The organism is Streptomyces aurantiogriseus (assembly GCF_014649375.1).
In the GTDB taxonomy this organism is placed as follows: domain Bacteria; phylum Actinomycetota; class Actinomycetes; order Streptomycetales; family Streptomycetaceae; genus Streptomyces; species Streptomyces aurantiogriseus.
In genome coordinates, this window is sequence record NZ_BMSX01000014.1 from 1 (window position 1) to 23,420 (window position 23,420).

The 23,420-nt window shown below is 72.7% G+C and carries 14 protein-coding genes and 3 pseudogenes; 7 read left to right on the forward strand and 10 right to left on the reverse strand.

Annotation, left to right across the window (positions count from 1 at the left end):
- Positions 1 to 230 precede the first annotated feature (230 nt).
- Both IE263_RS27130 and IE263_RS27135 read left to right on the forward strand, forming a co-directional pair.
- On the forward strand, positions 231 to 1,985 hold the full coding sequence (locus IE263_RS27130) for an ABC transporter ATP-binding protein (RefSeq protein WP_189940427.1): 1,755 nt from the start codon (positions 231 to 233) through the stop codon (positions 1,983 to 1,985).
- Positions 1,986 to 2,120: 135 nt separating this feature from the next.
- Entirely contained in the window at positions 2,121 to 2,486 is a 366-nt protein-coding gene (locus IE263_RS27135) for a nuclear transport factor 2 family protein (RefSeq protein WP_189940428.1), read from the forward strand.
- Positions 2,487 to 2,495: 9 nt separating this feature from the next.
- Here IE263_RS27135 and IE263_RS27140 read toward each other — a convergent pair whose 3' ends face one another.
- Entirely contained in the window at positions 2,496 to 2,678 is a 183-nt protein-coding gene (locus tag IE263_RS27140) for a hypothetical protein (protein ID WP_229911186.1), read from the reverse strand.
- Between the two features lie 60 nt (positions 2,679 to 2,738).
- Between IE263_RS27140 and IE263_RS27145 the strand changes: the two are divergent.
- Positions 2,739 to 2,980: pseudogene (locus tag IE263_RS27145) on the forward strand (bifunctional 5,10-methylene-tetrahydrofolate dehydrogenase/5,10-methylene-tetrahydrofolate cyclohydrolase); the annotation flags it as partial.
- Here IE263_RS27145 and IE263_RS27150 read toward each other — a convergent pair.
- Both IE263_RS27150 and IE263_RS27155 read right to left on the reverse strand, forming a co-directional pair.
- Positions 2,974 to 6,711, reverse strand: a complete 3,738-nt coding sequence (locus IE263_RS27150; protein WP_189940429.1) for a choice-of-anchor D domain-containing protein — start codon at positions 6,709 to 6,711, stop codon at positions 2,974 to 2,976. The pseudogene IE263_RS27145 and the gene IE263_RS27150 overlap by 7 nt on opposite strands.
- Before the next feature lie 131 nt (positions 6,712 to 6,842).
- On the reverse strand, positions 6,843 to 8,807 hold the full coding sequence (locus tag IE263_RS27155) for a ricin-type beta-trefoil lectin domain protein (RefSeq protein ID WP_189940430.1): 1,965 nt from the start codon (positions 8,805 to 8,807) through the stop codon (positions 6,843 to 6,845).
- A gap of 250 nt (positions 8,808 to 9,057) precedes the next feature.
- Here IE263_RS27155 and IE263_RS27160 point away from each other — a divergent pair, with 250 nt between their 5' ends.
- Positions 9,058 to 10,287, forward strand: a complete 1,230-nt coding sequence (locus IE263_RS27160; protein WP_189940670.1) for a glycosyltransferase — start codon at positions 9,058 to 9,060, stop codon at positions 10,285 to 10,287.
- A 172-nt stretch (positions 10,288 to 10,459) separates the two neighbouring features.
- Here the strand turns inward: IE263_RS27160 and IE263_RS27165 are convergent, their stop codons facing one another.
- Entirely contained in the window at positions 10,460 to 11,131 is a 672-nt protein-coding gene (locus IE263_RS27165; protein WP_189940431.1) for a TetR/AcrR family transcriptional regulator, read from the reverse strand.
- 167 nt (positions 11,132 to 11,298) lie between these two features.
- On the opposite strand from IE263_RS27165, the gene IE263_RS27170 reads away from it, so the two are divergent.
- Entirely contained in the window at positions 11,299 to 12,552 is a 1,254-nt protein-coding gene (locus IE263_RS27170; RefSeq protein ID WP_189940432.1) for a YncE family protein, read from the forward strand.
- Between the two features lies 1 nt (position 12,553).
- Here the strand turns inward: IE263_RS27170 and IE263_RS27175 are convergent.
- The 4 genes and pseudogenes from IE263_RS27175 to IE263_RS27190 form a co-directional block, all read right to left on the reverse strand.
- A pseudogene (locus IE263_RS27175) lies at positions 12,554 to 13,760 on the reverse strand (glycosyltransferase).
- Positions 13,757 to 14,547, reverse strand: a pseudogene (locus IE263_RS49780) (MerR family transcriptional regulator). Before IE263_RS49780 ends, IE263_RS27175 begins: the two co-directional pseudogenes overlap by 4 nt.
- 62 nt (positions 14,548 to 14,609) lie before the next feature.
- Complete coding sequence (locus IE263_RS27185) at positions 14,610 to 16,463, reverse strand: cellulase family glycosylhydrolase (RefSeq protein WP_189940433.1); 1,854 nt, start codon at positions 16,461 to 16,463, stop codon at positions 14,610 to 14,612.
- 93 nt (positions 16,464 to 16,556) lie between these two features.
- Positions 16,557 to 18,515: an elongation factor G gene (locus tag IE263_RS27190; protein WP_189940434.1), complete on the reverse strand. Its 1,959-nt coding sequence runs from the start codon at positions 18,513 to 18,515 to the stop codon at positions 16,557 to 16,559.
- 185 nt (positions 18,516 to 18,700) lie between these two features.
- Here IE263_RS27190 and IE263_RS27195 point away from each other — a divergent pair, with 185 nt between their 5' ends.
- Positions 18,701 to 19,801 (forward strand): XdhC family protein, encoded by a 1,101-nt coding sequence (locus IE263_RS27195; RefSeq protein ID WP_189940435.1) that lies wholly within the window; start codon positions 18,701 to 18,703, stop codon positions 19,799 to 19,801.
- Between the two features lie 12 nt (positions 19,802 to 19,813).
- Here the strand turns inward: IE263_RS27195 and IE263_RS27200 are convergent, their stop codons facing one another.
- Together IE263_RS27200 and IE263_RS27205 are read right to left on the reverse strand one after the other, a co-directional pair.
- A complete protein-coding gene (locus IE263_RS27200) occupies positions 19,814 to 20,737 on the reverse strand; it encodes an aminoglycoside phosphotransferase family protein (RefSeq protein WP_189940436.1) in 924 nt (307 codons plus the stop codon).
- 55 nt (positions 20,738 to 20,792) lie between these two features.
- Complete coding sequence (locus IE263_RS27205; RefSeq protein WP_189940437.1) at positions 20,793 to 21,293, reverse strand: metallophosphoesterase family protein; 501 nt, start codon at positions 21,291 to 21,293, stop codon at positions 20,793 to 20,795.
- Positions 21,294 to 21,444: 151 nt separating this feature from the next.
- Between IE263_RS27205 and IE263_RS27210 the strand changes: the two genes are divergently transcribed.
- Positions 21,445 to 23,418, forward strand: coding sequence for a glycosyltransferase family 2 protein (locus tag IE263_RS27210; RefSeq protein WP_189940438.1), 1,974 nt, complete (start codon positions 21,445 to 21,447; stop codon positions 23,416 to 23,418).
- Positions 23,419 to 23,420: the final 2 nt, after the last annotated feature.

Below are 23,420 nucleotides of genomic sequence, written 5' to 3' on the forward strand. Positions count from 1 at the left end.
TCCACCCGCACCGGCTCGTCCCTGCCCGGCGCGATCACTCCGCGCACTTCCTGCGCCATGGTGCTGCCCTTTCGTCGGCGGCCATCTGTCCCTGTCCCGACCCTACGCGCGACTGATCGGTAACGGCACACAACAAGGCAGGTCATCGCCCGGAACGCCGCCTTGCGGCCAAGCGCCGCGCACGCCGACGTAGCCTGAACGCCCCACCCCGACGGCCCCCGAGGAGCCCCGTGAGCAACGCAGAGACGGCCGCTGTCCCATCCCCGTGGCGCCTTCTGCTCGGTTATGTACGACCGCACCGCTGGGCGCTGCTCGCGGGGGCGCTGCTCTCCTTGGTCACCGGCGCCACGGGACTGCTGCTGCCGCTGGTGGCGCGGGGGCTGATCGAGGACCTCGCCGAGGACCGTGCGATCACGGGTGCGCTGCTCGCGCTGTCGGGGCTGGTGATCGCCAACGCGGCGGTGGGCGCGCTGGGTTCGTACGTGTTGCGGCGCACGGCCGAGTCGGTGGTGCTCGGGGCGCGGCGCGCGCTGTCGTCGTATCTGCTGCGGCTGCGGATCACGGCGGTGGACCGCAGCGAGCCCGGTGACCTGATGGCGCGCATCACCTCGGACACGACCTTGCTGCGGGAGGTCACCACCGACTCGCTGGTCGGCCTGGGCACCGGCGGGCTCACGCTCGTGGCGACGGTGGTGCTGATGGCGGTGGTCGACCCGGTGCTGCTCGGGGTGACGCTGGCCGTGATCCTGGGGGCGGGCACGGTCCTCGGGGTGATCGTGCCGCGCATCAACCGGGCCAGTCGCCAGGCGCAGGACGCGGTCGGTGTGATGGGAGCCTCGCTGGAGCGGGTGCTGGGCGCGCTGCGCACGGTGAAGGCGTCGGGCGCCGAGGACCGTGAGGAGCGGGCGCTGCACGCGGCGGCCGAGGAGTCGTGGCGGCAGAGCGTGCGGGCCGCCAAGTGGTCGGCGGCCGCGGGCAACACGGCCGGCCTGGCGATGCAGACCGCGTTCATCACGGTGCTGGCGGTGGGCGGGGCGCGGGTCGCGACCGGTGCGATCAGCATCGCGACGCTGGTGGCGTTCCTGCTGTACGTCTTCTATCTGATGTCGCCCATCCAGCAGGTCATCGGCGCGGTCATCCAGTACCAGGCGGGCTCCGCCGCCCTCAGCCGCATCCAGGAGGCGCTCGGGCTGCCCGCCGAACCGGCGGCCCGGACGGCACCGCTGCCGTCGTCCGCCGCCGAACCCGCCTCGCTCGCCTTCAGCGACGTCCGCTTCCGGTACGCCGAGGACCTGCCGTACGTCCATCACGGCGTGACCTTCGAGGTCCCGGCCCGGGGCATGACCGCGTTCGTCGGCCCGTCCGGCGCCGGCAAGACGACGGTGTTCTCCCTCATCGAGCGGTTCTACGACCCCGAGTCCGGCACGATCACCCTGGACGGCCGCGCCCTCACCGACTGGGAGCTGCCCCGGCTGCGGTCCGCCATCGGCTACGTCGAGCAGGACGCCCCCGTGCTGTCGGGCACCCTGCGCGACAACCTGCTGCTGGGCAACCCGGAGGCCGACGACGAGACCGTGCGGCGCGTGCTGAAGACGACCCGGCTCGACGACCTGGTCGGCCGGCTGCCCCAGGGCCTGGACACGCTGGTCGGGCATCGCGGGACCAAGCTGTCCGGCGGGGAGCGCCAGCGGGTGGCCATCGCCCGCGCTCTGCTGCGCAGCCCCCGCCTGCTGCTGCTCGACGAGGCGACCTCCCAGCTGGACGCGGTGAACGAGGCGGCCCTGCGCGACACCGTCGCCGACGTCGCCAGGACGACCACCGTCCTCTGCGTCGCCCACCGTCTGTCGACGGTCACCTCGGCCGACCGGATCGTCGTCATGGACGCGGGCCGGGTCCGCGCGGTGGGCACGCACCGTGAACTCGTGGCGGCCGATCCGCTGTACGCGGAACTGGCCGCGACCCAGTTCCTCGCGACGGCCGAGTGAGGACGCGGAGTTCTGCCGCGCGGGACGGTGGGGCGGGCCGTCTGCGCTTGCCGAGCCCGGTGGGGCGGAGGAGTCTCGAAGTGAGGGCCCTGCGGGCCCGTCCCCCTCGGTCCGCTGCCCTTCGAGGAGGTCACCATGGGCACTGCGGCAGGCTCCGCCTTCGACACCGAGACACTGCGCAGAGGCATAGAAGGACACACGTCGGCAGCACTGCTGTCGCTCTACGCCGAGGACGCGGAGCTGCGCGTCGTCGACCGCAACACCCAGCCCAGCCGTCCCAAGGTGCTGCACGGCCGTGACGAGATCGCCGAGATGCTCGACGACGTCTACAGCCGTGACATGTCGCACCAGTTGGAGGACTGCGTCGTGCAGGGCGATCGCGCCGCCTTCAGCGAGTCCTGCGAGTACCCGGACGGAGTGCGCGTCCTGGCCGAGTCGATGGTCACGCTGCGCGACGGCAAGATCGTCGAACAGACGATGATCCAGGCCTGGGACGAGTAGGCAGGAGGTTCACCCCGGCGCCGGGGCGGGCGCGTCCGGCTCGGCCTCCGCGGCCAGGACCAGCTTCCGCAGCAGGTCGGCCAGTGGGCGCCGCTCTGCTGCGGACAGCACGGAGAGCAGGCCGGTCTCGCCCGCTTCCTCCGTCGCCGCGTGCCGCTCGAACGCGGCGTGCCCGGCTTCGGTGAGCCGCACCCGCACGCGCCGCCGGTCACCGGTCTCGTGCGTACGGACGATCAGGCTTCGAAAGGCACCGCCGTGGGTCGGCCCCGGCTGGTCAAGGGGCAGGACGTCAAGCCGGGCGGCGTCGTGATCGACACGGGCCATCACGCGGGCGACGTCGGCGACGGCGACGTCGACTCGGCCGTGGAGCGGGCCTCGCTGATCACCCCGGTGCCGGGCGGCGTCAGTCCCCTGACGATCGCGTGACGATCGCGACGCTTGTGGAGCAGACCGTGGAGGCGGCCGCCCGACAGCTCGGGGTTCTCCGTCAGTAGCCGATCCTGACCCCGGTGACGGTGTGCCTGTCGGTGCGTCCGCCGGTGGCGGCGCCGAAGCCGACGAGCACGTTCTTCGGCAGGCCGACCACCCGGTCGAGGACCCGCTTGCCGTCGACGCTGACCACCAGGTGGCTGGTGCTCGTCACGTTCACGTCGATCGTGTGCGAGCCGGTGCGCAGGGCGGGGACGGCGGTGGAGGTGGCGACGTAGTTGGGCCGTCCGCTGGAGCTGCCGGTCGCGAGGCCCACGAAGTTGTTCGACGGTTCGGTGCCGTTGCGGTACGTGTCCAGGGCCACGGCGATCCCCCGCAGCCCGGCGTAGCCCAGTCCGGCGCCTCCCCCGCCGAGCGCCCTGGGGGTCGTCTTCGAGGCGTCGAGCAGCAGCAGGGCGAGTCCGTCGGCGCCGGTGCCGCCGCCGATGGTCGCGGTGAAGCGGGTGCGCAGGCGGGCGGAGGGGACGGGAGTGCCCTGGATGCCCGTGCCGCGGCTGCTCCGTGTGGCCGGGGTGAGCACCAGGCTGGTGCCGGACAGGGTGGCGGCTCCGTTGTAGGTCCAGCCGTTGGGGCCGGGCGGCGGGACGGCGTAGGAGGCGGCGGTGACGGCCACGTCCCGCACGGTGTGGATGTCGTTCCTCGCGCCCGTGCCGCCGGTGAAGGCGACGAAGGCGGTCGGGGGCAGCGAGTTCACGGTCGTCCTGAGCAGTTGTGCGCCGTCCATCGAGACGGTGATCGTCCTGCCGGTGACGGACAGGGCGACGGCGTGCGGTCCCGAGCGCAGGTCCGGTACGGCGGTGGTGGTGGAGGCGTACGTGAGGGAGGTGCCGCGGCCCGCGATGGCGATGCCGACGAAGTTCGCGGACGGGTCGCTGCCGTTGCGGTGGGTGTCGACGGTGACCGCCACGCCCGGCAGGCCGGTCCAGCCGAGGCCGCCGCCCGCGGCGCCGAGGGCGGCGGGGGTGGCCTTGGCGGGGTCGACGAGGGCGAAGGTGAGGCCGTCGGCGCCGGTGCCGCCGCCGACGACGGTGGTGAACGTCGTGTTCAGGCCGTCGGTGAGGACAGGCACCGGGAAGACCGCGGAGCCCGCCTGCCAGGCGGTGGCCTGGGTGAGCTGGAGGTCGTCACCGGCGAGGTGGGCGGAGCCGTTGAGCTGCCAGCCGCCCGCGCCGGGGGCGGGCAGGGTGACGCCCGTGCCGGCGGTGCCGCTGCCGGTGAGCGCCTCGTTGTGGGGGCCGGTGCCGTCGTCGGCGGTGAGTTCGTAGATGCCGCTGACCGCGCCGACGGAGGTCGGGGAGAAGGTGACGGCCTGGTGGATGACGTCCTCGGGGCCGATGACCTGGCCCTCGCTGAGCGGGTTGCTGACGTGGAAGGGGGCCGCGGGGGCCTTCGCCTTGGTGATGGTCAGCGGGATGTTGCCGGTGTTGCTGATGTCGAAGGTCTTCGTGACGGACCGGCCGACCTTCACCTGGCCGAAGTCGGTGGAGGTGGGGGTGATCGTGAGACGGGCCTCGCCGACGACGGAGTTGCCGGTCAGGCCGACGGTGACGGTGCCGGCCCTGCGGGTGCCGTTCTGGCTGGTGACCGACAGCGTCCCGGTGTGGTCGCCGGCCTCGGCCGGCGCGTACGTCACCTGGACGGTGACGGACTGCTTCGGCTGGACGACCGTGCCGGCGGCGGGCAGTCCCTCGGCGGTGAAGGGGGCGTCCGGCGCGGTGGCCGCGGTGATGGTCTCGGGTGCGGTGCCGGTGTTGGTGAAGGTGACGCCGAGGGTCTTGTCGGTCGTCGTGGGCACCATGCCGAAGTCCAGCGCTTCCGGGGAGGCGACCAGTCCGGGCCAGGTGCCGTAGCCGGTCAGGCCGAGGCCTGTGGTGCCGATGTCGGTGGAGAAGTTCAGGACGGCGTTGTCGGGTCCGGGTGAGGTGGGTGAGAAGGACACCGGCAGGGAGTAGCTCTCGCCGGTGCGCAGGGTGCGGGGCAGTCCGGTGGGCGCGGCGGAGAAGGCGCTGCCCGCCGGGGTGTCCACGGCGTTGATGGTGACGTCGCGGGTCGCCGTGACCGTCGCCGTGGCCCGGCCGGTGTCGCCGACGGGTACGTCGCCGAAGTCCACGGTGTCGCCGATCAGCGCCGCGTTGGAGGGCCGGCCGAAGGCGATCAGGTGTCCGTCGCGGGTGCCGACGTAGACGCGGCCGCCGTCGGTGGCGGGCACGGAGAACTTGGAGGCGATGCCGATGGGGGCGGACCACAGGCGCTTGAGGGTGCCGTCGACGGGGGTCGCCTCGTAGGCGCGCAGCTGCCCGTTGGCGCCGCTCGCGCCGTCGGAGTACACCGCCCAGACGACCGCGGAGCCGGGGGTGGTGCCGGTGGAGGTGATCACCGGGGAGCCCGAGGTGTAGCCGAAGGTCTCCGTGCTGCGGCCGGTGTTGGTGAGCGCGGGCAGGCCGGCGCCGGTGACGCCGTACTTGAACGCGCGCAGCGGGCCGCGGCTGCCGATCGTGTACACATAGCCGCCCTGGCCGCCGTAGACCCCGGGATGGCCCCAGACGCCCTCGTACGGGCCGAAGTTGCCGAGGGCCTTGTCGGTGCCGCCCGGGCCCTGCTTGCGGCCGCCGAGGTGGTCGCGGTCGTGGAGGAACAGGCGGCCGTCCTTGCCGATCTGCACCAGCAGGTGGGGGTACTGGGCGGTGCCGAAGACGTCGTCGGGCAGGGCGACCGGGCCGCCCGAGCCGAGGTCGGTGTCGTTCTGGTCGAGGACGGGGGCGTTGGCGGGGCTGAAGAAGTCCTGCGCGGACATCGTGCCGTCGCTGTTGACGCCGATACGGACGACGGACTCGGCGAGCTGGCCGGGGGGCCGTGAACCGGGGCCGGGCGCCGGGGAGATGCCGTTGCCGGTGGAGAACAGGATCCGGCCGGGCCCGTCGGAGACCAGGCCGCCGCCGCTCATCCAGATGCCGGCCATGCCGTTGGCGGCGGAGTCCTCGGTGGCCCACAGCCTGGTCCTGCGGTTCGAGGTGTTGACGCCCAGGACGTAGCCGACGTACGGGTTGCGGTCGCAGTGGGAGGCGAAGGCCGCGTACACGGAACCGCCCATCAGCAGCAGACCGGGGCGCTGCATCGCGGTGTAGGCGTTGAAGGGACGGCCCGGGTCGTTCGTCGGGGAGCCGGTGACCTTCACCGGCCAGCCGGTGCGCTCGGCGCCGGTGGTGGGGTTCAGGGCGTGGACGTACCAGTTGGGGTGCTGGACGTCGGCGCCGTCGTTCTTCTTGGAGGTGAGATATACGGAGTTGGTGGCCGGGTCGTACACGGGTGTCCCGGTGACGCCGATGTTCGGGACCAGGTCGCCGCAGCCGATGGCGGAGGCGGGCCAGGCGGGGCCCAGGTTCCTCGTCCACTTGATGGCGCCGGAGGCCGAGTCGATGCCGTACACCTTGTTGTTCTCGGTGGCGACGACGACCGTCTTCCCGATGACCAGGGGCTGGGCGTAGATCTGGCCGTCGACGGTGGTGGAGAACTGCCGGCCGAAGTCGGAGCTGGTGACCTGGTCGGGGGCGAGTCCGGGTTCGTTGGGGTCCCAGCCGGTGCGGTAGTTGTCCTCGGAGATCGTCGTCACGTCGGCGGCGTGCGCGGTGCCGGGAGCGGCCAGGGCCGGGGCGGTGACACCGGACGCCAGCAGACAGGCCGTCACCAGCGAGGCCAGGAGCCCCGGTCGGCGTCCGCCGCCGAACCTGTTCCGCATGTGCCGCTCCGCCCGGTTCCGTGGGCGGGGCCGTCCCGCCGACCGTCATGGTCGGCGGGACGGTGCGATTTACTGATGATTCCCGGCGGGTCCGGGGGCGTGGTCCACCCGGACGGGGCAAACCCGGGCCGTCAGGTCAGCGTCCACTTCTGGTTGTCGCCGCTGCCGCAGGTCCACAGCACCATCGGGGTGCGGTTGGCCGTGCCCGCGCCGGAGGCGTCGAGGCAGAGGCCGGCGTGGACGTTGGTCAGCGTGCCGTCCGCGTTGACGTTCCACTTCTGGTTGTTCTGGCCGTTGCAGTCCCAGATGACGACCTTGGTGCCGTTGGTGGTGCCCAGGTTGTAGGCGTCCAGGCACTTGTTGCCGTACACCACGAGTTCCTTGCGGGAGGTGTACGTCCAGGCCTGGTTGGTGCCGCCGTTGCAGTCCCACAGCTCGGCCTGGGTGCCGTTGGTGATGGTGTTGTTGAAGACGTCGAGGCAGCGTCCGGACTGCTTGCCGACGACCAGCGTGCCGTTCGTGCCGGGCAGCGGCCGGACGGTGATGTCGGCGAGGGTCGGGGCGCCGGTGAAGGTGAGGGTGTTCGACGAGCCCTTCGACAGGGCGACCTGGAGGGTGATCGTGCCCTGCGCGGAGCCCGTGGGCGGGAAGGAGACCGTCGTCGCGGTCTGGCCGTTGACCTTCAGGGTCGCGGTGCGGGCGGTGGAGGAGGTGTTGGTGTAGGCGACGTCGACGACCTTCAGGCCGGTGTTCCCGGCCACCACGCCGGAGAAGCCCGACGTGCCGGTGTACGTGCTGCCCGAGGCCTCGGTGCCGCCGGTGACGGTGAGCATCACCGAGCCGCCCGCCGGGACGTTCGCCGTGTAACTCGTGCTGTGGGTGCCGACGTCGGCGCGGGCCCACAGGTCGCGGACGGTCGCGGCGGCGTTGGTCAGGCCCAGGTCGGACCAGCGGACGGTGATGTTCTGCGCGGCGGAGGTGCGGTTGAGCAGGACGACCGCGCGCTTGCCGGTGCCGGCGAGGACCTTGCCGTAGACCTGTGCTCCGGCGGTGTCCTCGGCGACCTTGACGCCCTGCAGGCCGCGCGGGTCCTGGTCGACGGCGATGACCTCGGGGTTCTTGAGGATGGCGGCGGTTTCGGCCGTCATGGTCGCCAGGTTGTTGCCGGCGAGGAGCGGGGCGCCTGAGATGGCCCACAGGTTCATGTGGGTGCGGTTCTGGGCGGCGGTGAAGCCGTCCATGCCGACCATCAGCATGTCGGGGTCGTTGTAGTAGCCGGTGTGCTGGGCGGTGGGGTGCAGGCCCTGGTCGAAGTTGGACAGCAGGCTCGTCATCGAGGGCTTGTTGCCCCAGTAGATGATGTCGGTGCTGGTCCGGAACATCGGGGCGAGGCCGGGCGCCCAGTTCCAGGTGTTCTGGTAGCCCCAGTTGCAGATGGAGAGGGTGAGCGGACGTCCGGTGGTGGCGGTGGCCTTGGCGACGGCGTCGCTGATCGCCTTGTACGTCGTCGCCGCGTCGAGGCCCTCGGCGTCGCCGCCGCACCAGTCGACCTTCACGAAGTCGAAGCCCCACTTGGAGAACTGGAGCATGTCCTGCTCGTAGTGGCCCTCGCTGCCGCTGCCCGGTGCGGCGGGGCGGCCGGTCGGGAAGTAGTAGCCGCAGCCGTCCTTGCCGGCGTCGGTGTAGATGCCGGCCTTGAGGCCCTTGCTGTGGATGTAGTCGGCGATGGCGCTCATGCCGCCGGGCCACTCGGCCTCGTCGATGGTGATGTTGCCCGCGCTGTCACGCGTGCCCTGCCACCAGCCCTCGTCGATGTTGATGTACTTGTACCCGGCCGCAGGCAGGCCCGCCGCGACGAACGCGTCGACCTGCTGCTTGATGACGTTGTAGTCGATCTTGGCGGCGAAGCTGTTCCAGGACGCCCAGCCCATGGGCGCGGTCGGCACGGGGATCTGCCGCGCGGTCGCGGCCTGGGCCGGACCGGCCTGGACGAACACGATGGCCGCGGTCGCGGTCAGCAGCAGGGCGAGAGCGCGGGCGACGGCGTCTCTGCAGCGCCGGACGAGGCCGGGGCGGCGCGGGGGTGGGGGGTTCATGCGGCTCCTTCGACCGGGGCGAGCCCCGGTTCTCCTTCAGCGGCTGGGGGGTTCGGTGGCTTCCAGGACATGCGATGCATTCGAAATACCGAACGGGGATCGGCGAACCGAACGTGCTGCGCGCCGAAAGTAGAGCCGCGGGAGGGGGAAGTCAACGGCTGGGACAGGAGTCAAGTGGCCGTTTTTGCACGGTGGTTCGCCCCGCCGTCCGCTCGGCGCCTCCATACTGTCGGTCGTGCGAGTGGCGATCATGACAGCGGGCTCCCGGGGCGATGTCGCCCCCTTCACCGGACTGGGGCACGCGCTCGTGCGCGCGGGCCACGAGGTCACCCTGGTCACCCACGCGCGGTTCGCGCCGCTGGTGACCGGTTCGGGGGTGGGCTTCCACCCGCTGCCGGTCGATCCGCGGGAGGAACTGGAGTCGGAGCGGGGCCGGGGGCTGCACCGCAGCTCCACCGGTGCGGGCAAGTTGTTGCGGTTGGCGCGGATGGGGCGGGCGCTGGTGGGCCGCATGACCGACGACCTCGTGGCCGCCGCCCGGGCGAGCGACGCCCTCCTGCTCTCCGCCTCGGTGGCCCCGCTGGGGCACACCATCGCCGAGGGACTGTCGCTGCCGAGCCTCGGCCTCTACCTCCAGCCCGTCGCCCCCACCGGGGAGTTCAGGCCGCCGATGCTCGGAGGCGGCTCCTGGGGCGCGCTCGGCAACCGGCTCGCCGGGCACGGTGTGGAGCTCGCCGTGGAGCAGGCCTTCGCCCCGGCCCTGCCCGCCGTCCGCGCGCGACTGGGGCTGCCCGCCGCCCGACGCTTCGGCAGGGGGCTGCGGGCGCGCGAACGCCGGGACGGACCCGTCCTGCACGGGTTCAGCGCCCACATGGTGCCCCGGCCCCGCGACTGGCGGCCCGGCCTCGACGTCGTCGGCTACTGGTGGGCGTACGACCGCGAAACCCGACTCCCGCCCGCAGTACGGGATTTCCTGGACGCCGGTCCGCCGCCGGTGTTCGTCGGTCTGGGCAGTGCGACCGTGCCCGATCCGCAGCGGCTCGGCGCCGAGATCGTACGGGCGCTGCGGCAGGCCGGGCTGCGCGGGGTGATCCAGCGGGGCTGGGCCGGCCTCTCCGCCGACGGCGACGACATGCTGACCGTCGACGAGGTCCCCCACGCCCTCCTCTTCCCGGAGACGGCCGCGGTGGTCCACCACTGCGGCGCGGGCACGACGGCGGCCGGAGTACGGGCCGGGGTGCCCGCCGTGCCGGTACCGGTCCAGTTCGACGAGGGTTTCTGGGCGGACCGGCTGGTGGCTCTGGGGGTGGCCCCGCGGGTGGTCCCGTTGCGCCGGCTCACCGCGGACGCGCTGACCGCGGCGCTGATGCGGGTGACCCGGGAGCCCGCCTTCCGGGAGCGGGCACGGGAGGTGGGGGCGCGGGTGCGGGCGGAGGACGGGGCCGGGCGGGTGGTGGAGGCAGTGGAGCGGATGGGGTGACGGAGCGGCTGCCGTTGCATGGCCCGTCCGGGGCGAATTCCGTTGTCGGTGGACTCGGACGGCGGGTCCAGCGGGGGCATGACCGATCACCCGGGCCCACTGGGCGCAGCCGGAGTCCGGACGGGGGCGGTGGGCGGCCGGCCGGCTGAACCGACGGGCAGCGGCGCGCGCGTCAGGACTCGCAGGAGTCGCGCGGCTCCCACTCCGGGGGCCGCAGGATCCCCAGCAGCTGCCGGACCAGTTCGTCCACGACTTCGTCCAGGGTCGCGTCCACCCAGCCGGCGCTCCAGTCGTGGAGGAGGCCGTTGACGCTGCCGATGAAGGCCGTCGCCGCGAGGCGGTAGTCACGGGGGGCCGCCTCGCCGCGGGCGGCGGCCTCCGAGGCCTCGGCGCAGATGAGCTCGATCCAGCGGGAGCGGCGGGCCAGGCGCTGCTCCTCCAGGCGGGGGCTGACGCCGACGATCTCGACGAAGGTGATGCGGATGCGGCGCGGGTCGGCGGTGACATTGCCGGCGTAGGCGCGGAAGATCGCGGTGACCCGGTCGGCGAGCGGCAGGTCCTGGGCGGCGGCGAACGCGGCCACGACCGCCTCCTCGGCCCAGTCGTTGACCTGGAGGTGCAGCGCCGCCAGGACGTCCTCCAGGGTGCGGAACTCCTCGTAGAACTGGCGCGTCGACAGGCCGGCCGCATCGCTGAGCGCCGCGACCGTCGTACCCCGGTAGCCGGGGGTGTCGCCGAACAGTTGCAGCGCCGCGTCCAGGAATCTCCGGCGCCGCTCGGCCTGCCGCTCCTCGGCGGACTTGCCGGCGTAACGGCCGGTCGGCGCCTTCAGCCTGCCCACCATGACCCTCCCTCGTCGCTCCGTCGGTCAATTTTGTCGTGTCCGCGGTCTTGTGGCGAAGGGCGCTCCTTCCTTACTTTCCAGTAAGTCCATTCTGAACGAAGCCGTGTTCAGATTCGGGCCCTCCTTCCCCATGCCCCCCGCACCCGCCCGCAGAGGAGAGAGCAGCCATGGCTGCCTTGAGAACCAGGCACCTTTGCTCGATAGCCGCCGCCCTCGTCCTGACCGTCACCGCGCCGGCGACCGCCGCCACGGCAGCCACCTCCGCGGACGCCGCCGCGCAGCGCGAGGTGCTGTTGGTCGCCAACAACTGGGACGGCACGGCCGATGTCATCAAGTCCTCCGGGGACTTCGCGAAGATCGGCCGGATCAACGTCATCCCCGACAAGGACCAGCGGATGGCGGAGATCAACGCCGACCCGATCCGGTGGATCGCCTTCATGACGATCCGCAACAGCGTCGGCGAGGGCCACGACCAGTTCGTCGACGACATGTACTCCACGCCGGACGGCTCGTCGGTGGTCGTCTCCCGGCCCAGCTTCGCCGACGTCGTCTCGATCAACGTGTCGACGGGAGCCATCAACTGGCGCTTCCCGGTGTCCGGTTACCGCTCCGACCACATGGCCGTCTCCCCCGACGGCACCCGGGTCGCGGTCTCCGCCTCGACGTCGAACACCGTGCACGTGCTGGACATCAACACCGGCAAGCAGCTCGGTTCGTACTCCACGGGCGACAAGCCGCACGAGAACATCTTCAGCAGGGACGGCAAGTACATCTGGACCATGTCGATCGGTGAGGTGAACACCGCGCTCGACGCGCCCTGGCTGGACTGGACGAAGGGCGACCGGCGTATCACCGTCGTCGACGCGACCACCTACCAGCAGGTCAAGACCATCGACATGCGCCAGCGGCTGGACGCGATCGGCCTCACGGACTACTCGGACGCCGTCCGCCCGGCCGTCTTCTCCCCGGACGAGTCCAAGCTGTACTTCCAGGTCTCCTTCTTCAACGGCTTCTTCGAGTACGACATCGCCACCGACAGGATCACCCGGACGAAGACCCTGCCGAAGAACCCGGCGACCAGCGACGACCGCACCACGTTCGTCAACGACTCGCGCCACCACGGCCTGTCGATGAGCCCCGACGGCAGCAAGCTGTGCGTCGCGGGGACGATGGACGACTACGCGACGGTCGTCAACCGCACCACCCTCCAGGAGGGCCCGCTCGTCACCGCCTCCAAGCCCTACTGGGCCACGGTCAGCGGCGACGGCAAGAGCTGTGTCGTCTCCGAGAGCGGCGCGGACCAGGTCACGGCGATCGACTTCGCCACCGGGAACAAGCTCGTGTCGGTCCCGGTGGGTGACCACCCGCAGCGCGTCCGGCTGGGCCATGTGGCCGCCGACTGGACGGGCCCCGGCAACTGACTCAGCCGAACCGCTCCTCGATGACCTTCAGGGCGCGTCCCGCCCCGTCCTCCGTCGCCATGTGCCGCGCGGCGGCCTCGGCGGACGGCGCGCAGGACGGCCGGCGTACGACACGGTCGAGCGCGTCGGCGAGTTCCTCGGCCGTCAGGGACGCGAACCGCAGGGGCGCGGTGGCGGCGCCCAGCCCGGCCAGCCGTGCCGCCCAGAACGGCTGGTCCGCCGTCACCGGGACCGGCACCGCGGGCACCCCGGCGCGCAGTCCGGCCGCCGAGGTGCCCGCTCCCGCGTGGTGGACCACTGCGGCCACCCGTGGGAAGAGCAGCGCGTGGGGCACCTCCCCCACGGTCAGCACGTCGTCGCCGTCGGCGGCGAGCCCGGCGCTGCCGGTCTGGAGGATGCCCCGCAGACCTGCGGCGCGCAGGGCCCGTACGGCGATCGCGCTCAGCCGTTCCCCGTGCCCGGCCGCCATGCTGCCGAAGCCGACGAAGACGGGCGGCGGCCCGGCGCCGAGGAAGTCCTCGACGGCGGAGGGCAGTTGCTGGTCGGGGTCGTGGTACGGCCACCAGGTGCCGACGATCTCCAGACCGGGGCGCCAGTCGGCAGGGCGGGGGACGAGGGCGGTGCTGAAGCCGTGCAGGACGGGCCAGTGGGCCCGCTCCTGGCGCCGGCGTGCGGCGGCCGGTGTGCGTGGGGGCAGCTCCAGGCGGCGGCGCAGCTCGGTGACGGCCGGGGTGTAGACGCGGTCGGCCATGCGCAGGGAGAGGCGGCCGGCGGCGCGGTTGCCGTGGCGGCCCAGCGAGCGGGTGCCGGTGACGACCGGCGGGAAGTCGCCGGTGGGGGTGGTGGGCTGGAGATAGGCACCGACGCTCGGGATGCCGGTGGCCTCGGTGAGGTGCCAGCCCAGCGGGGCGGTGGTGGTCGACAACAGGAGCAGGTCCGTGTCCGGGGTCACCGCGTCGGCGACGCCCTGGCCCAGCCCGGTCACGAACACGGCAGCGGCGCGGAGGAGTTGACGGCGGCCGGACACATCGCCCTCGGGGCGTCCGGGCAGGCCGCGGAACTCGAGCCCCGCCTCTCGCACCAGGGGGGGCGAACGCCTCCGTCGCCGCGAGCGCGACGTCGTGTCCCGCGCGCCGCAGCTCAGCGCCCAGACCGGTGTACGGGGCGACGTCACCTCGCGAACCGGCGGCGGCGATCAGGATCCTCACGGCTGTTGTTCCTCCTCTGACGGCAGACGGGCCGCGTTGGCGTGCACGGCCTTGCACAAGTAGGCGGCGAGGCCGGGGCGTTGCAGCGACGGGGGCACCACCAGCGCGAAGGCGCGCGGGTCGGCGGCGAAGTCGTCGGCAATGCGCCGGTGCATGGCGGGCGGGCAGTCGGTGAACCAGCGCGTGATGTGGCCGCGGTGCCGCTCGGCGAGGTCCAGGGCGCGCTCACCGTCGGCGGGCTCCCCGGCGTCGAAGACGTCGAGCAGCTCGGCGCGCCACTCGGCGGCCTCGGCCATCAGCCGCCGCCAGTCCTCCTTGGTATGGGCGGCGGCGCGGGCCATTGCCTCGCGCTGTCCGGCCGATTCCGCCCACTCAGCCGGGCCTCGGTGGCGTAGCTGAGGTCGAAGGTGATGTCGCCGAAGACCTCGAAGCGTTCCTCGGGGGTCAGGGACACCCCGGTCTGCTGGACCTCGATGGCCCGCTCGGCGACCTCCGCCAGCCGCCGCAGCCGGGCGATCTCCTCGCTCAGCTGCCGTTGCCGAGCCCGCAGGTGTTCGAGGACGTTGGCCTGCGGGTCCTTGAGGATGGCGGCGATCTCGTCGAGGGAGAAGCCGAGTTCACGGTAGAAGAGGATCTGCTGGAGCCGGGCCAGGTCGGCGTCGTCGTAGAGCCGGTATCCGGCCCGGCTGCGGCCGCCGGGGGTCAGCAGGCCCGTCCGGTCGTAGTGGTGCAGCGTGCGCACCGTCACGCCGGCGAAGTCCGCGACCTGCCGCACGGAGTAACTCATCCGCCTGCCCTTTCGTCGGGGTACAGCGTCAACCCTGACGCAAGGGGAGGGTCAAGCGGCGGCTATTTGATCTTCTGGGCGACCCAGGCCGACAGTTCCGACCGGGCGGCGGCCAGCAGGGTCGCGGTCGGTGCGGTCGCCCCGTTGGTCACCAGCGCGTAGTGGACCGTGCCCGCGTCCGGTGCGCTGAGCAGCAGCCGTCGGCTGCCCGTGCCGCCGGGTTCCAGGGCCGCGGCGATCTTCGTGGTGGTCGTGTACGCCGGTGGGCCGTACACCGTGCCGAGGTCGGAGACCACGGTGGTGGACGCGGTCGGGAAGGTGGCGGGCAGGTGCAGTTCGGTGGGTGCGCTGCCGCCGTTGGAGCGCCACACCAGCAGGCCGTACTGGCCGGAGCCGACGAGTTGCGCCACGTTCGGCAGGGAGCTCGGCACCGGGTTCCAGGTGAGGGTCGTGGAGCCGTCGCGGGAGCGGTCCTCGTAGGTGAAGGCGAGGGTCGTGCCGCTGGTGGCGCTCGGGTAGATCCGGTCGAGGAGGCGGGCGTCCTGGCGCAGTGTCACCTTGCCTGTGTCGTCGAGACGTACGGCGGAGAGGTCCTCGTCGTTCCAGGCGTCGCCGGTGGTGAGCACCTTGTCGGGGTTGCCGTTCATCAGCTCGTGGTGGCGGCCGTTGTAGATGTCCCACTGCCACTGGTTGCCGGAGAGCACGGGTCCCGAGGTGGCCGGTGTCGTCCACCAACTCGCGCCCTTCACCCGGGAGTCGAGGGCCTGGTACATGGCTTTGAGGACGGTCGGCGCCTTGTCCGAGACCGTGCCCGCGAGGGGGTGGCCGAACTCGCTGACCACGGCCGTCGTCCCGGCAGCCGACGCCCGGTCGCGGACCGTGCCGAAGTCGGTGACGTACTGGCCGTCGGCCGCCTTGCCCCACATCAGGATCCCGGAGATGGCCTTCTGGTCGTAGAAATGGGTGTTGAAGACGTAGCGGGAGCCGAGGGTGCCCGCGTCGAGGAGGCCGCCCTCCTCCTTGCTGACGTTGCCGTTCCAGAAGAGGTTCGGTTCGACGAGGGCGGGCTTGTCCTGCCAGCCGGCCGCGTCCATCCGGGCCCGGAACTTCACGTAGAAGGGCCACAGCAGGTCGCGTTCCCAGGTGCGGCTGTTCTGGCCGGAGTCGTAGGTGCCGGCGTAGGGCTCGTTGTAGGGGTCGAAGCCGAGGACGCCCGCGAACTGCTCGGCGGTCAGGTTCTGCTTGACGTAGGTCATCGTCCGCTGGGCGGTGGTGAGGAAGGCGTCCTGGAGGCCGTACGCGTTGTGCCAGAAGTCGTGCTGGGCGGCCTTCACCGCGCCGTTCTGGGTGATGTTCTGGCCCCAGAGGAAGCAGATCCCGCAGGACTCGTCGGGGTAGTTGCCGAGGTCGACCGCCCACTGGGGGGCGCCGTCGCCCGTGTACCAGCTGTCGGGGTCGAAGAGGTACCGGGAGTACAGGTCCTGGTGGAAGTCGGGGTAGACGCGGATGCCGGCGTCGAGGAAGGCGCGCATCTGGTCGGTGGCGGCGGCCAGGTAGGTGGTGTCGACCTGGCCGCGCACCGGTTCGGCGTAGGCCCAGGAGAGCAGGAAGCGGACGGAGTTGCCGCCGCCGAGGGCGCGCAGGGCGGTCGCCGACTTCCTGGCGTCGGCGGCCGAGGCGAAGGGCAGGCCCTTGTTCTCGGCGAGCTTGGTCTCGCCGGAGACGTTGTAGCCGCGCAGCACGACCTCGCGGCCGGCGGCGTCGACGAAGCGACCGCCCGACACGGTGAGCGGACTGCCGTCGAACGGGAGGGAGTCGGGGACGGTGGCGGCGGTGGCGGTCGGGGTACCCGCCACCGTCAGGAATCCGCAGAGGATGACCAGAACAGCGAGCAAACGTGCCCGAATATTCGGCATGTCCACTACAGTCCGGCCATTTCCGGACACCGTCAATACCACCTGACCCCGGAGTAAGTTGACTAGCAGTCACCTCAGCCGCCCCGAGTCGCCTCAACTGCCCGTCCGGCCCGTCACGTTCAGCAGGTACTCCTTCCGGTTGAGCGGGTTGTGGTCGGTGCGCGGGCGCTCGGGGACCGTGCCGTGGACGACGGGCGCGTAGTGGTCGAAGGCGCTCTCCAGCTCGCCCTCGCCCCGGGTCAGCCCGGGCATCCGCTGTCCGAGGGCGTGCACCCGGGCGGCGGGCACCGCGCCCTCCAGCACGCACAGCGCGCCCCGGGTCTGCGTCGTACGCGGTACGGCCCGCAGCGCGGCGAGCACCGGCAGCAGCGCGCCGAGGGTGTCCGCCGGGGCCTCGATCCGGAAGTGGTGCATCGGCTCGTACACCCGCGTCCCCGCCCTCCGCAGCGCCTCGATCAGGACCAGCGGGGTCAGGCCACGGAAGTCGTAGCCGGTGCTGGACATGCTCTTGTCGAAGCCCTGGTGGGCGTGGCTCTGGCGGGGCGAGTAGCCGGAGTGCGTCATGGTGACCGCGCAGTCGGTGACCTGCCAGCCGTGCAGCCCCTGGCCGAGCGTCTCGCGGACGGTGTCCTCGACCGCCTTGAAGAACGCGTACGGCATGGAGCCCAGCTCCACCTCCAGGCCGAAGGTCACGCCGGTACCGGGTGGGGCGGGGTCGACGCGCAGGCCGACGGTGGCGAGGAAGGGATTCCCGCCCTTCTTGTTGAACTCGACGGCCGCTCCCGGGCCGGCCGGCCGCTCGACGCACAGGGGTGTCGTCTCCCGGAAGGTGACGTCGAGGCCGTACTCGTCGGCGAGGGTCGCCTGGACGACCTCTTTCTGCACCTCCCCGTAGAGGGACACGGAGGTCTCCTGGCGGACCTCGTCGTGCCGCAGGCCGATCAGCGGATCCTGTTCGGCCAGCTGGGTGAGGGCGAGATGCAGCGAGCGAGGGTCGGTGTCCGGGCCGGGCACGACGACCGTCTCCAGGGTGGGCGGCGCGAAGACCTGGCCGGGCGCGGTGCGCGGTACGCCGACGCTGTCGCCGATCCTCACCTCGGCGAGGCCCCACAGGCGGGCGATGCGGCCCGCCGCAACCGCCTCGTCCCGGACGTCGGTGCCGTGGTCGAAGACGCTGATCGCGGTGACCTTGCCCTCCCGGCCGCCGAAGAGGACGCGGTCGCGGGTGCGCAGGGTGCCCGAGAAGAGGCGCGCGTAGGCGATCTTCTCCCCCGCCGGGCCCCGCTCCACCTTGAAGACGGTGCCGGAGAGCGGGCCCTCGGGGTCCCCGTCGGCCGGAGGCAGCAGTTCCTTGATGCCGGCGATCAGCTCGGGCACGCCCGCGCCGGTCATCGCCGAGCCGAAGTACACCGGGTGGACGAGGCCGGCGCGGGTCTGCGCGACGAGGGCCGCGTGCAGGCGCTCCGGTGTGAGGGAGCCGTCGACGTACGCGGTCAGGAGGTCGTCGTCGTGGTCGGCGAGGACGTCGGGGGCGGGGCGGCCGGGCCGGAAGGCGGCCTGGCGCGTGCCGAGTCCCGTGGCCGTGCCCATCGGGACGACCGGCGCAGAGAGCCGGCCGGAGAGTTCCCGCAGAACACCCTCCTGGCGTGCCCCGCGTCGGTCGATCTTGTTGACGAAGACCAGCGTGGGGATGCGCAGCCGCCGCAGCGTGCGCATCAGGACGCGGGTCTGCGCCTGCACGCCCTCCACCGCCGAGACGACGAGGACCGCGCCGTCGAGCACGCCGAGGACGCGCTCCACCTCGGCGATGAAGTCCGGGTGGCCGGGGGTGTCGAGGAGGTTGACGGTGATGTCGTCGACCGGGAAGGAGACGACGGCCGACTTGATGGTGATGCCGCGCTGCCGCTCCAGCGCGAGGGTGTCCGTCTGTGTGCTGCCGGCGTCGACGCTGCCGATCTCGTCGATGATGCCGGCGGAGTGCAGCAGCCGCTCGGTGAGGCTGGTCTTACCGGCGTCGACGTGGGCGAGGATCCCGAGGTTGAGCAAGTGCACGAAGCGTCATGTCCTTCGGAGTGGGGGTCGTTCCTTCCTGGGGGGACATGAACGCAGTGCGCATCTGTGCTCCTGGATCTTCCGGGAATGGGTCCTGGGCAGTGCAACAGACGGGCGGGCCCAGCGGCAACGGATTAACGTTCAAACAAGCCGGTCCAGTAGCCGTGGCCGGAAAGGAGCGGACCGTGCGTGAGATTCTCCCGGTGCTGAACGGGTGGTACGCGGCCGGTGTGCCGTTCGGGCTGGCCACCGTCGTCGCCGTCAGCCGCAGCGCGCCGCGCGATCCGGGCGCGGCCATGGCGGTCGGGCCGGACGACGAGGTCGTGGGCAGTGTCTCCGGGGGGTGTGTCGAGGGCGCGGTGTTCGAGCTGGCCCAGGAGGTGGTGGCGAGCGGGGAGGCCCGGCTGGAGTCCTTCGGGTACAGCGACGAGGACGCCTTCGCGGTCGGGCTCACCTGCGGCGGCGAGATCACCCTGCTGGTGCGGCCGGTCACGCCCGCGCTCGACCCATCGTTCGGCGCGGTCGCCCGGTCGGTGGCGGCGGGCGAGCCGGTGACCGTGGCGACGGTGACGGACGGGCCCGCCCCACGCGGCGCCACCCTCGCGGTCTGGCCACAGCGCACGTCCGGCACGCTGGGCGCGAGCGGTCTGGACGTGGCGGTCACCGCCGACGCGCGCGGCGAACTCGCCCTCGGCGCCACGGGCGTACGGCACTACGGGCCGCGCGGTCAGCGGCGGGAGGACGCCGTCTCGGTGTTCCTGCACTCCTTCGCTCCGCCGCCGCGGATGCTGGTGTTCGGCGCGATCGACTACGCCGCGGCAGTGGCCCGGATCGGGGACTTCCTCGGCTACCGGGTCACGGTGTGTGACGCGCGGCCGGTCTTCGCCACCCCGAAACGTTTCCCCGGAGGCGTCGAGGTGGTCGTGGAGTGGCCGCACCGCTATCTGCGCGACACGGCCACCGACGAGCGCACGGTGATCTGTGTGCTGACCCACGACCCGAAGTTCGACGTGCCGCTGCTGGAGGTGGCGCTGCGCCGGCCGGCCGCGTACATCGGGGCGATGGGCAGCCGCCGCACCCACAACGACCGCCGGCGCCGGCTGGTGGAGGCGGGGCTGACGGACCGTGAACTGTCCCGGCTGCGCTCACCGGTCGGCCTCGACCTGGGGGCGCGCACGCCGGAGGAGGTGGCCGTGTCGGTGGCCGCCGAGATCGTCGCGCTGCGCTGGGGCGGCAGTGGGGCGCCGCTGACGGCGATGCAGGGGGCGATCCACCCCGCGTCGTGAGGCCGCCACCCGTCAGGCCCCGTCCTCCCGGTGATCCGCGATGATCTGCTCCAAGTGGCGCAGAGCCGCCGCGGTCCGGGCCGGGTGGTCGCGGAAGAAGGGGTCGTCCGGCACGGGCAGCGAGCTCGCCAGCGCCCAGCCGCGACCGCGCGCCCAGGTGGCGTCGTCGGCGCCGACCGCCTCCCGGAACACCCCGCGCGCCTCGGCGGGCAGGAACTTCCAGGCGGGCAGCAGATCCACCGCCGGGTCGGCCACGGCGAGCGTCCCGAAGTCGATGACCGCGCCGAGCCGGCCGTCGCGCAGGAGGAGGTTGCCGGCGTCGAGGTCGCCGTGGATCCACACGGGCGGCTTCTGCCAGGCGGGCGCGGCGAGGGCCGCCTCCCACACCTCGGTCACCGCGTCGGTGTCGACCAGCCCGGTCCCCTTCAGCGCCTCGATCTTGGGCCGCACGCGTGCCTCCACGGCGATGGAGTCGCGGGGGTCGCCCAGGGGCACGCCCCGGAAGGCGTTGCTCTGCTCGGGTCCGGGGCCGCCGCCGGCGTCGCAGGTCTGGAGGGCGGTCAGGAATCCGGCGAGGTCGAGGGCGGTGCGCACCGGGTCGGCGAGGGCCTCGGTGGTCGCGGTCTCCCCTTCCAGCCAGCGGTACACCGACCAGGGGTACGGGTAGCCCTGGCCGGGGACGCCCTGGGCGACCGGTTCGGAGACCGGCAGCGGAAGGTGCGGGGCGAGGTGCGGCAGCCAGCGGTGTTCGCGGGCGACCTGGCCGGTCCAGTGCGCGTAGCGCGGCAGCCGTACGGACAGGTCGTCGCCGAGGCGGAAGGTGGCGTTGTCCATACCGGACTGCGGGACCGGTGCGACGGGGAGATGGGCCCACTGCGGGAACTGGGCGGCGAGCAGACGGCGGACGAGCGGCGTGTCGATCAGCACATGGTCCATGTCAGCGGGCGCAGGGGTCGGGCGTCCACCGAATTACCGTGTGGGGGCGGGGAGTTCAGCGGGGCGGGAGCCGGTGCAGGACGACGTCCGTGAGCCGGCCGTCGTCCACCTCGGCCGTCAGGTAGGTGCAGTGCGGCTGGCGGCGGCGGTCGGTCGGGGAGCCCGGGTTGAGCAGGCGCAGTCCGCCGGGGGCGGTGGTGTCCCAGGGGATGTGGCTGTGGCCGAAGACGAGGACGTCGAGATCGGGGAAGCGGGCGGCGCAGCGCGCCTCGCGGCCCTGGGCCGGCCCGGTCTCGTGGACGACCCCGAAGCGCAGTCCCCCGAGGTCGGCGCAGGCGACCTCGGGGAGGCGGGCGCGCAGATCGGGGCCGTCGTTGTTGCCGTACACGGCGAGGAGCCGGCGGCTGCGGCTCTCCAGCAGGTCGAGGGTGGCCGTGTCGACCCAGTCCCCGGCGTGGATCACGACGTCGGCGCGCGGGAGTTCGTCGAGCAGCGGGGCGGGGAGCGCCTTGGCGCGCTTGGGGAGGTGGGTGTCGGACAGCAGCAGGAGGCGCACGCCCCCAGCGTACGAGGGCCGCTGTGCATCCACCCGTGGGGACGGAGGGTGCGGCGGCGACGGCGGGGATAGCATCGGGCCACGCACCCGCCGCCCGCCCACGGCAAGCGGCCACGCACACGGCAAGCGACCAGAGGGGGCCAGGAGCCCGATGCCGGTCAAGGTCAGCGTCATCGTCCCCGTCTACAACCCCGGTCCCTACATCGAGGACTGCGTCGCGTCGCTGCTGCGGCAGTCGCTGCCCCCGGACGAGTACGAAGTGATCTTCGTCGACGACGGGTCCACCGACGCCACCCCCGCCCGGCTCGACACGCTCGCCGCCGAGGATCCCCGGGTGCGCGTCATCCACCAGGAGAACTCCGGCTGGTCGGGCAAGCCCCGCAACGTCGGCATCGACGCCTCCAGCGGCACGTACGTCATGTTCGTCGACAACGACGACTACCTGGGCGACGAGGCGCTGGAGCGGATGTACGACTACGGCGTCGCCCACGACGCGGACGTGGTCGTCGGCAAGATGGCCGGCCGGGGCCGGGGCGTGCCGGTGGAGCTGTTCCGGGTGAACCGCCCTCGCGCCACCGTGGAGAACGCGCCCCTGATCGACAGCCTCACCCCGCACAAGATGGTCCGCCGGGCGTTCCTGGACCGCACCGGCCTGCGCTTCCCGGAGGGGCGGCGCCGCCTGGAGGACCACGTCTTCGTCACCGAGGCCTTTCTGCGCGCGCACAGCGTGGCGGTGCTCAGCGACTACGTCTGCTACTACCACGTGCGGCGGGACGACGCCTCCAACGCGGGCTTCCAGCGCTTCGATCCGGTGGGGTACTTCAAGAACCTCCGGGAGGCCCTCGACGTCGTCGAGCGGTACACCGAGCCGGGGCCGCTGCGCGACAGGCTGTTCCGGCGCTGGCTGCGCGTGGAGATGGTCGAACGGCTGCGCGGCCGGCGCTTCCTCGCCCTGCCCGAGGACTACCGGCGGCAGCTGTTCGACGAGATCCACGCGGTCGTCGTCGAGCGGTTCGGGCCGGGCGTGGCGGCGCCGATGCAGCCCACCCAGCGGGTGGTCGCCGCGCTGGCCGCCGACGGCCGGTACGACGACGTCGTCGACTTCGCGCGGTGGGAGGCGGGGGTCGGAGCCGTCGCGGTCCCGGAGGCCGTGGAGTGGTGCGACGGTGTGCTGCGCGTCGCCTTCGCCGCCGAGCTGACGCACGAGGGCGAGCCGATGACCTTCCCGGCGGCCTCGGGCTCCCCGCGGTGGCCCCCGCGGGACGTGGCCGAGGCGGTGCGCTGGCTGGGCACGGACGTCGTCGGCAGGTTCGGGCGGGCCGTGCCGGACGTGCTGTTGCGGGAGCGGGCCAGCGCGGCCCAGTACTTCCAGCCCGTGGAGGTCGTCCGGGAGACCGTTCCGGCCGGGGACGGCAGCCGGGTCCGGCTGGTGCTGCGGGCGACGGTCACGGTCGATCCGGCGGGCGCGGTCAGCGGCGGGCCGCCGGGCGAGGGCCTGTGGGACGTCCTCGTCCGCGTCCGCCTGGGCGGCTGGACGAAGGACGTCCGGCTGGGCCCGGCCCCCCGGCAGGACCGGCCCGCCCCGTACGCCGGTGTCGTCGCCGGCCGTGTGGTGCTGCCGTACTGGACGGACCGGCACGCGAGTCTCGCGCTGGACGTGGGCCGGGCGGGCCGGCGGCTGGGACTGGGCCGGCTCACCCCCGGGGACGTCACCGTGGACGGGGACCGGCTGCGCGCGACCCTGCCGCTGTACGTGCCCGAGGCCACCGGAGTGCTGCTGCGGCTGACGGCCCGGGGCGGCTCGCACGAGGTGCTCGCCGGTCTCTCCCCCGGCGGGCACCTGGAGGCCGCCCTGCCCATGGCCGACCTTGCGGGAAGGACGTGGCGGACGGAGCTCTGCCTCACCCCCGAGACCCCCGAGACGTCCGGGACCCGCGAGCCGCTCGGAACGCAGGAGCCGCGCTTCCACCCGCTGCCCGTGGCGCTGCGCGTCGGCACGGACGGCGTGCGCCCGGTGCGGGCGCCCACGCCGGGAAAGGTCCGGCGACTGGCCCGCAGGGCGCGGCGGGCGCTCCGCCGGCTCCTGCGCGGGGTGGCGTCCCGAGTCACGGCACGGAGGGGGTGACG

What these genes read in the sequence shown, in the direction of transcription:
- IE263_RS27200 (WP_189940436.1), bottom strand. Translation starts at nt 20,737, where the DNA reads ATGGACCATGTGCTGATCGACACGCCGCTCGTCCGCCGTCTGCTCGCC.
- IE263_RS27150 (WP_189940429.1), bottom strand. Translation starts at nt 6,711, where the DNA reads ATGCGGAACAGGTTCGGCGGCGGACGCCGACCGGGGCTCCTGGCCTCG.
- IE263_RS27155 (WP_189940430.1), bottom strand. Translation starts at nt 8,807, where the DNA reads ATGAACCCCCCACCCCCGCGCCGCCCCGGCCTCGTCCGGCGCTGCAGA.
- IE263_RS27185 (WP_189940433.1), bottom strand. Translation starts at nt 16,463, where the DNA reads ATGCCGAATATTCGGGCACGTTTGCTCGCTGTTCTGGTCATCCTCTGC.
- IE263_RS27135 (WP_189940428.1), top strand. Translation starts at nt 2,121, where the DNA reads ATGGGCACTGCGGCAGGCTCCGCCTTCGACACCGAGACACTGCGCAGA.
- IE263_RS27210 (WP_189940438.1), top strand. Translation starts at nt 21,445, where the DNA reads ATGCCGGTCAAGGTCAGCGTCATCGTCCCCGTCTACAACCCCGGTCCC.
- IE263_RS27170 (WP_189940432.1), top strand. Translation starts at nt 11,299, where the DNA reads ATGGCTGCCTTGAGAACCAGGCACCTTTGCTCGATAGCCGCCGCCCTC.
- IE263_RS27160 (WP_189940670.1), top strand. Translation starts at nt 9,058, where the DNA reads ATGACAGCGGGCTCCCGGGGCGATGTCGCCCCCTTCACCGGACTGGGG.
- IE263_RS27165 (WP_189940431.1), bottom strand. Translation starts at nt 11,131, where the DNA reads ATGGTGGGCAGGCTGAAGGCGCCGACCGGCCGTTACGCCGGCAAGTCC.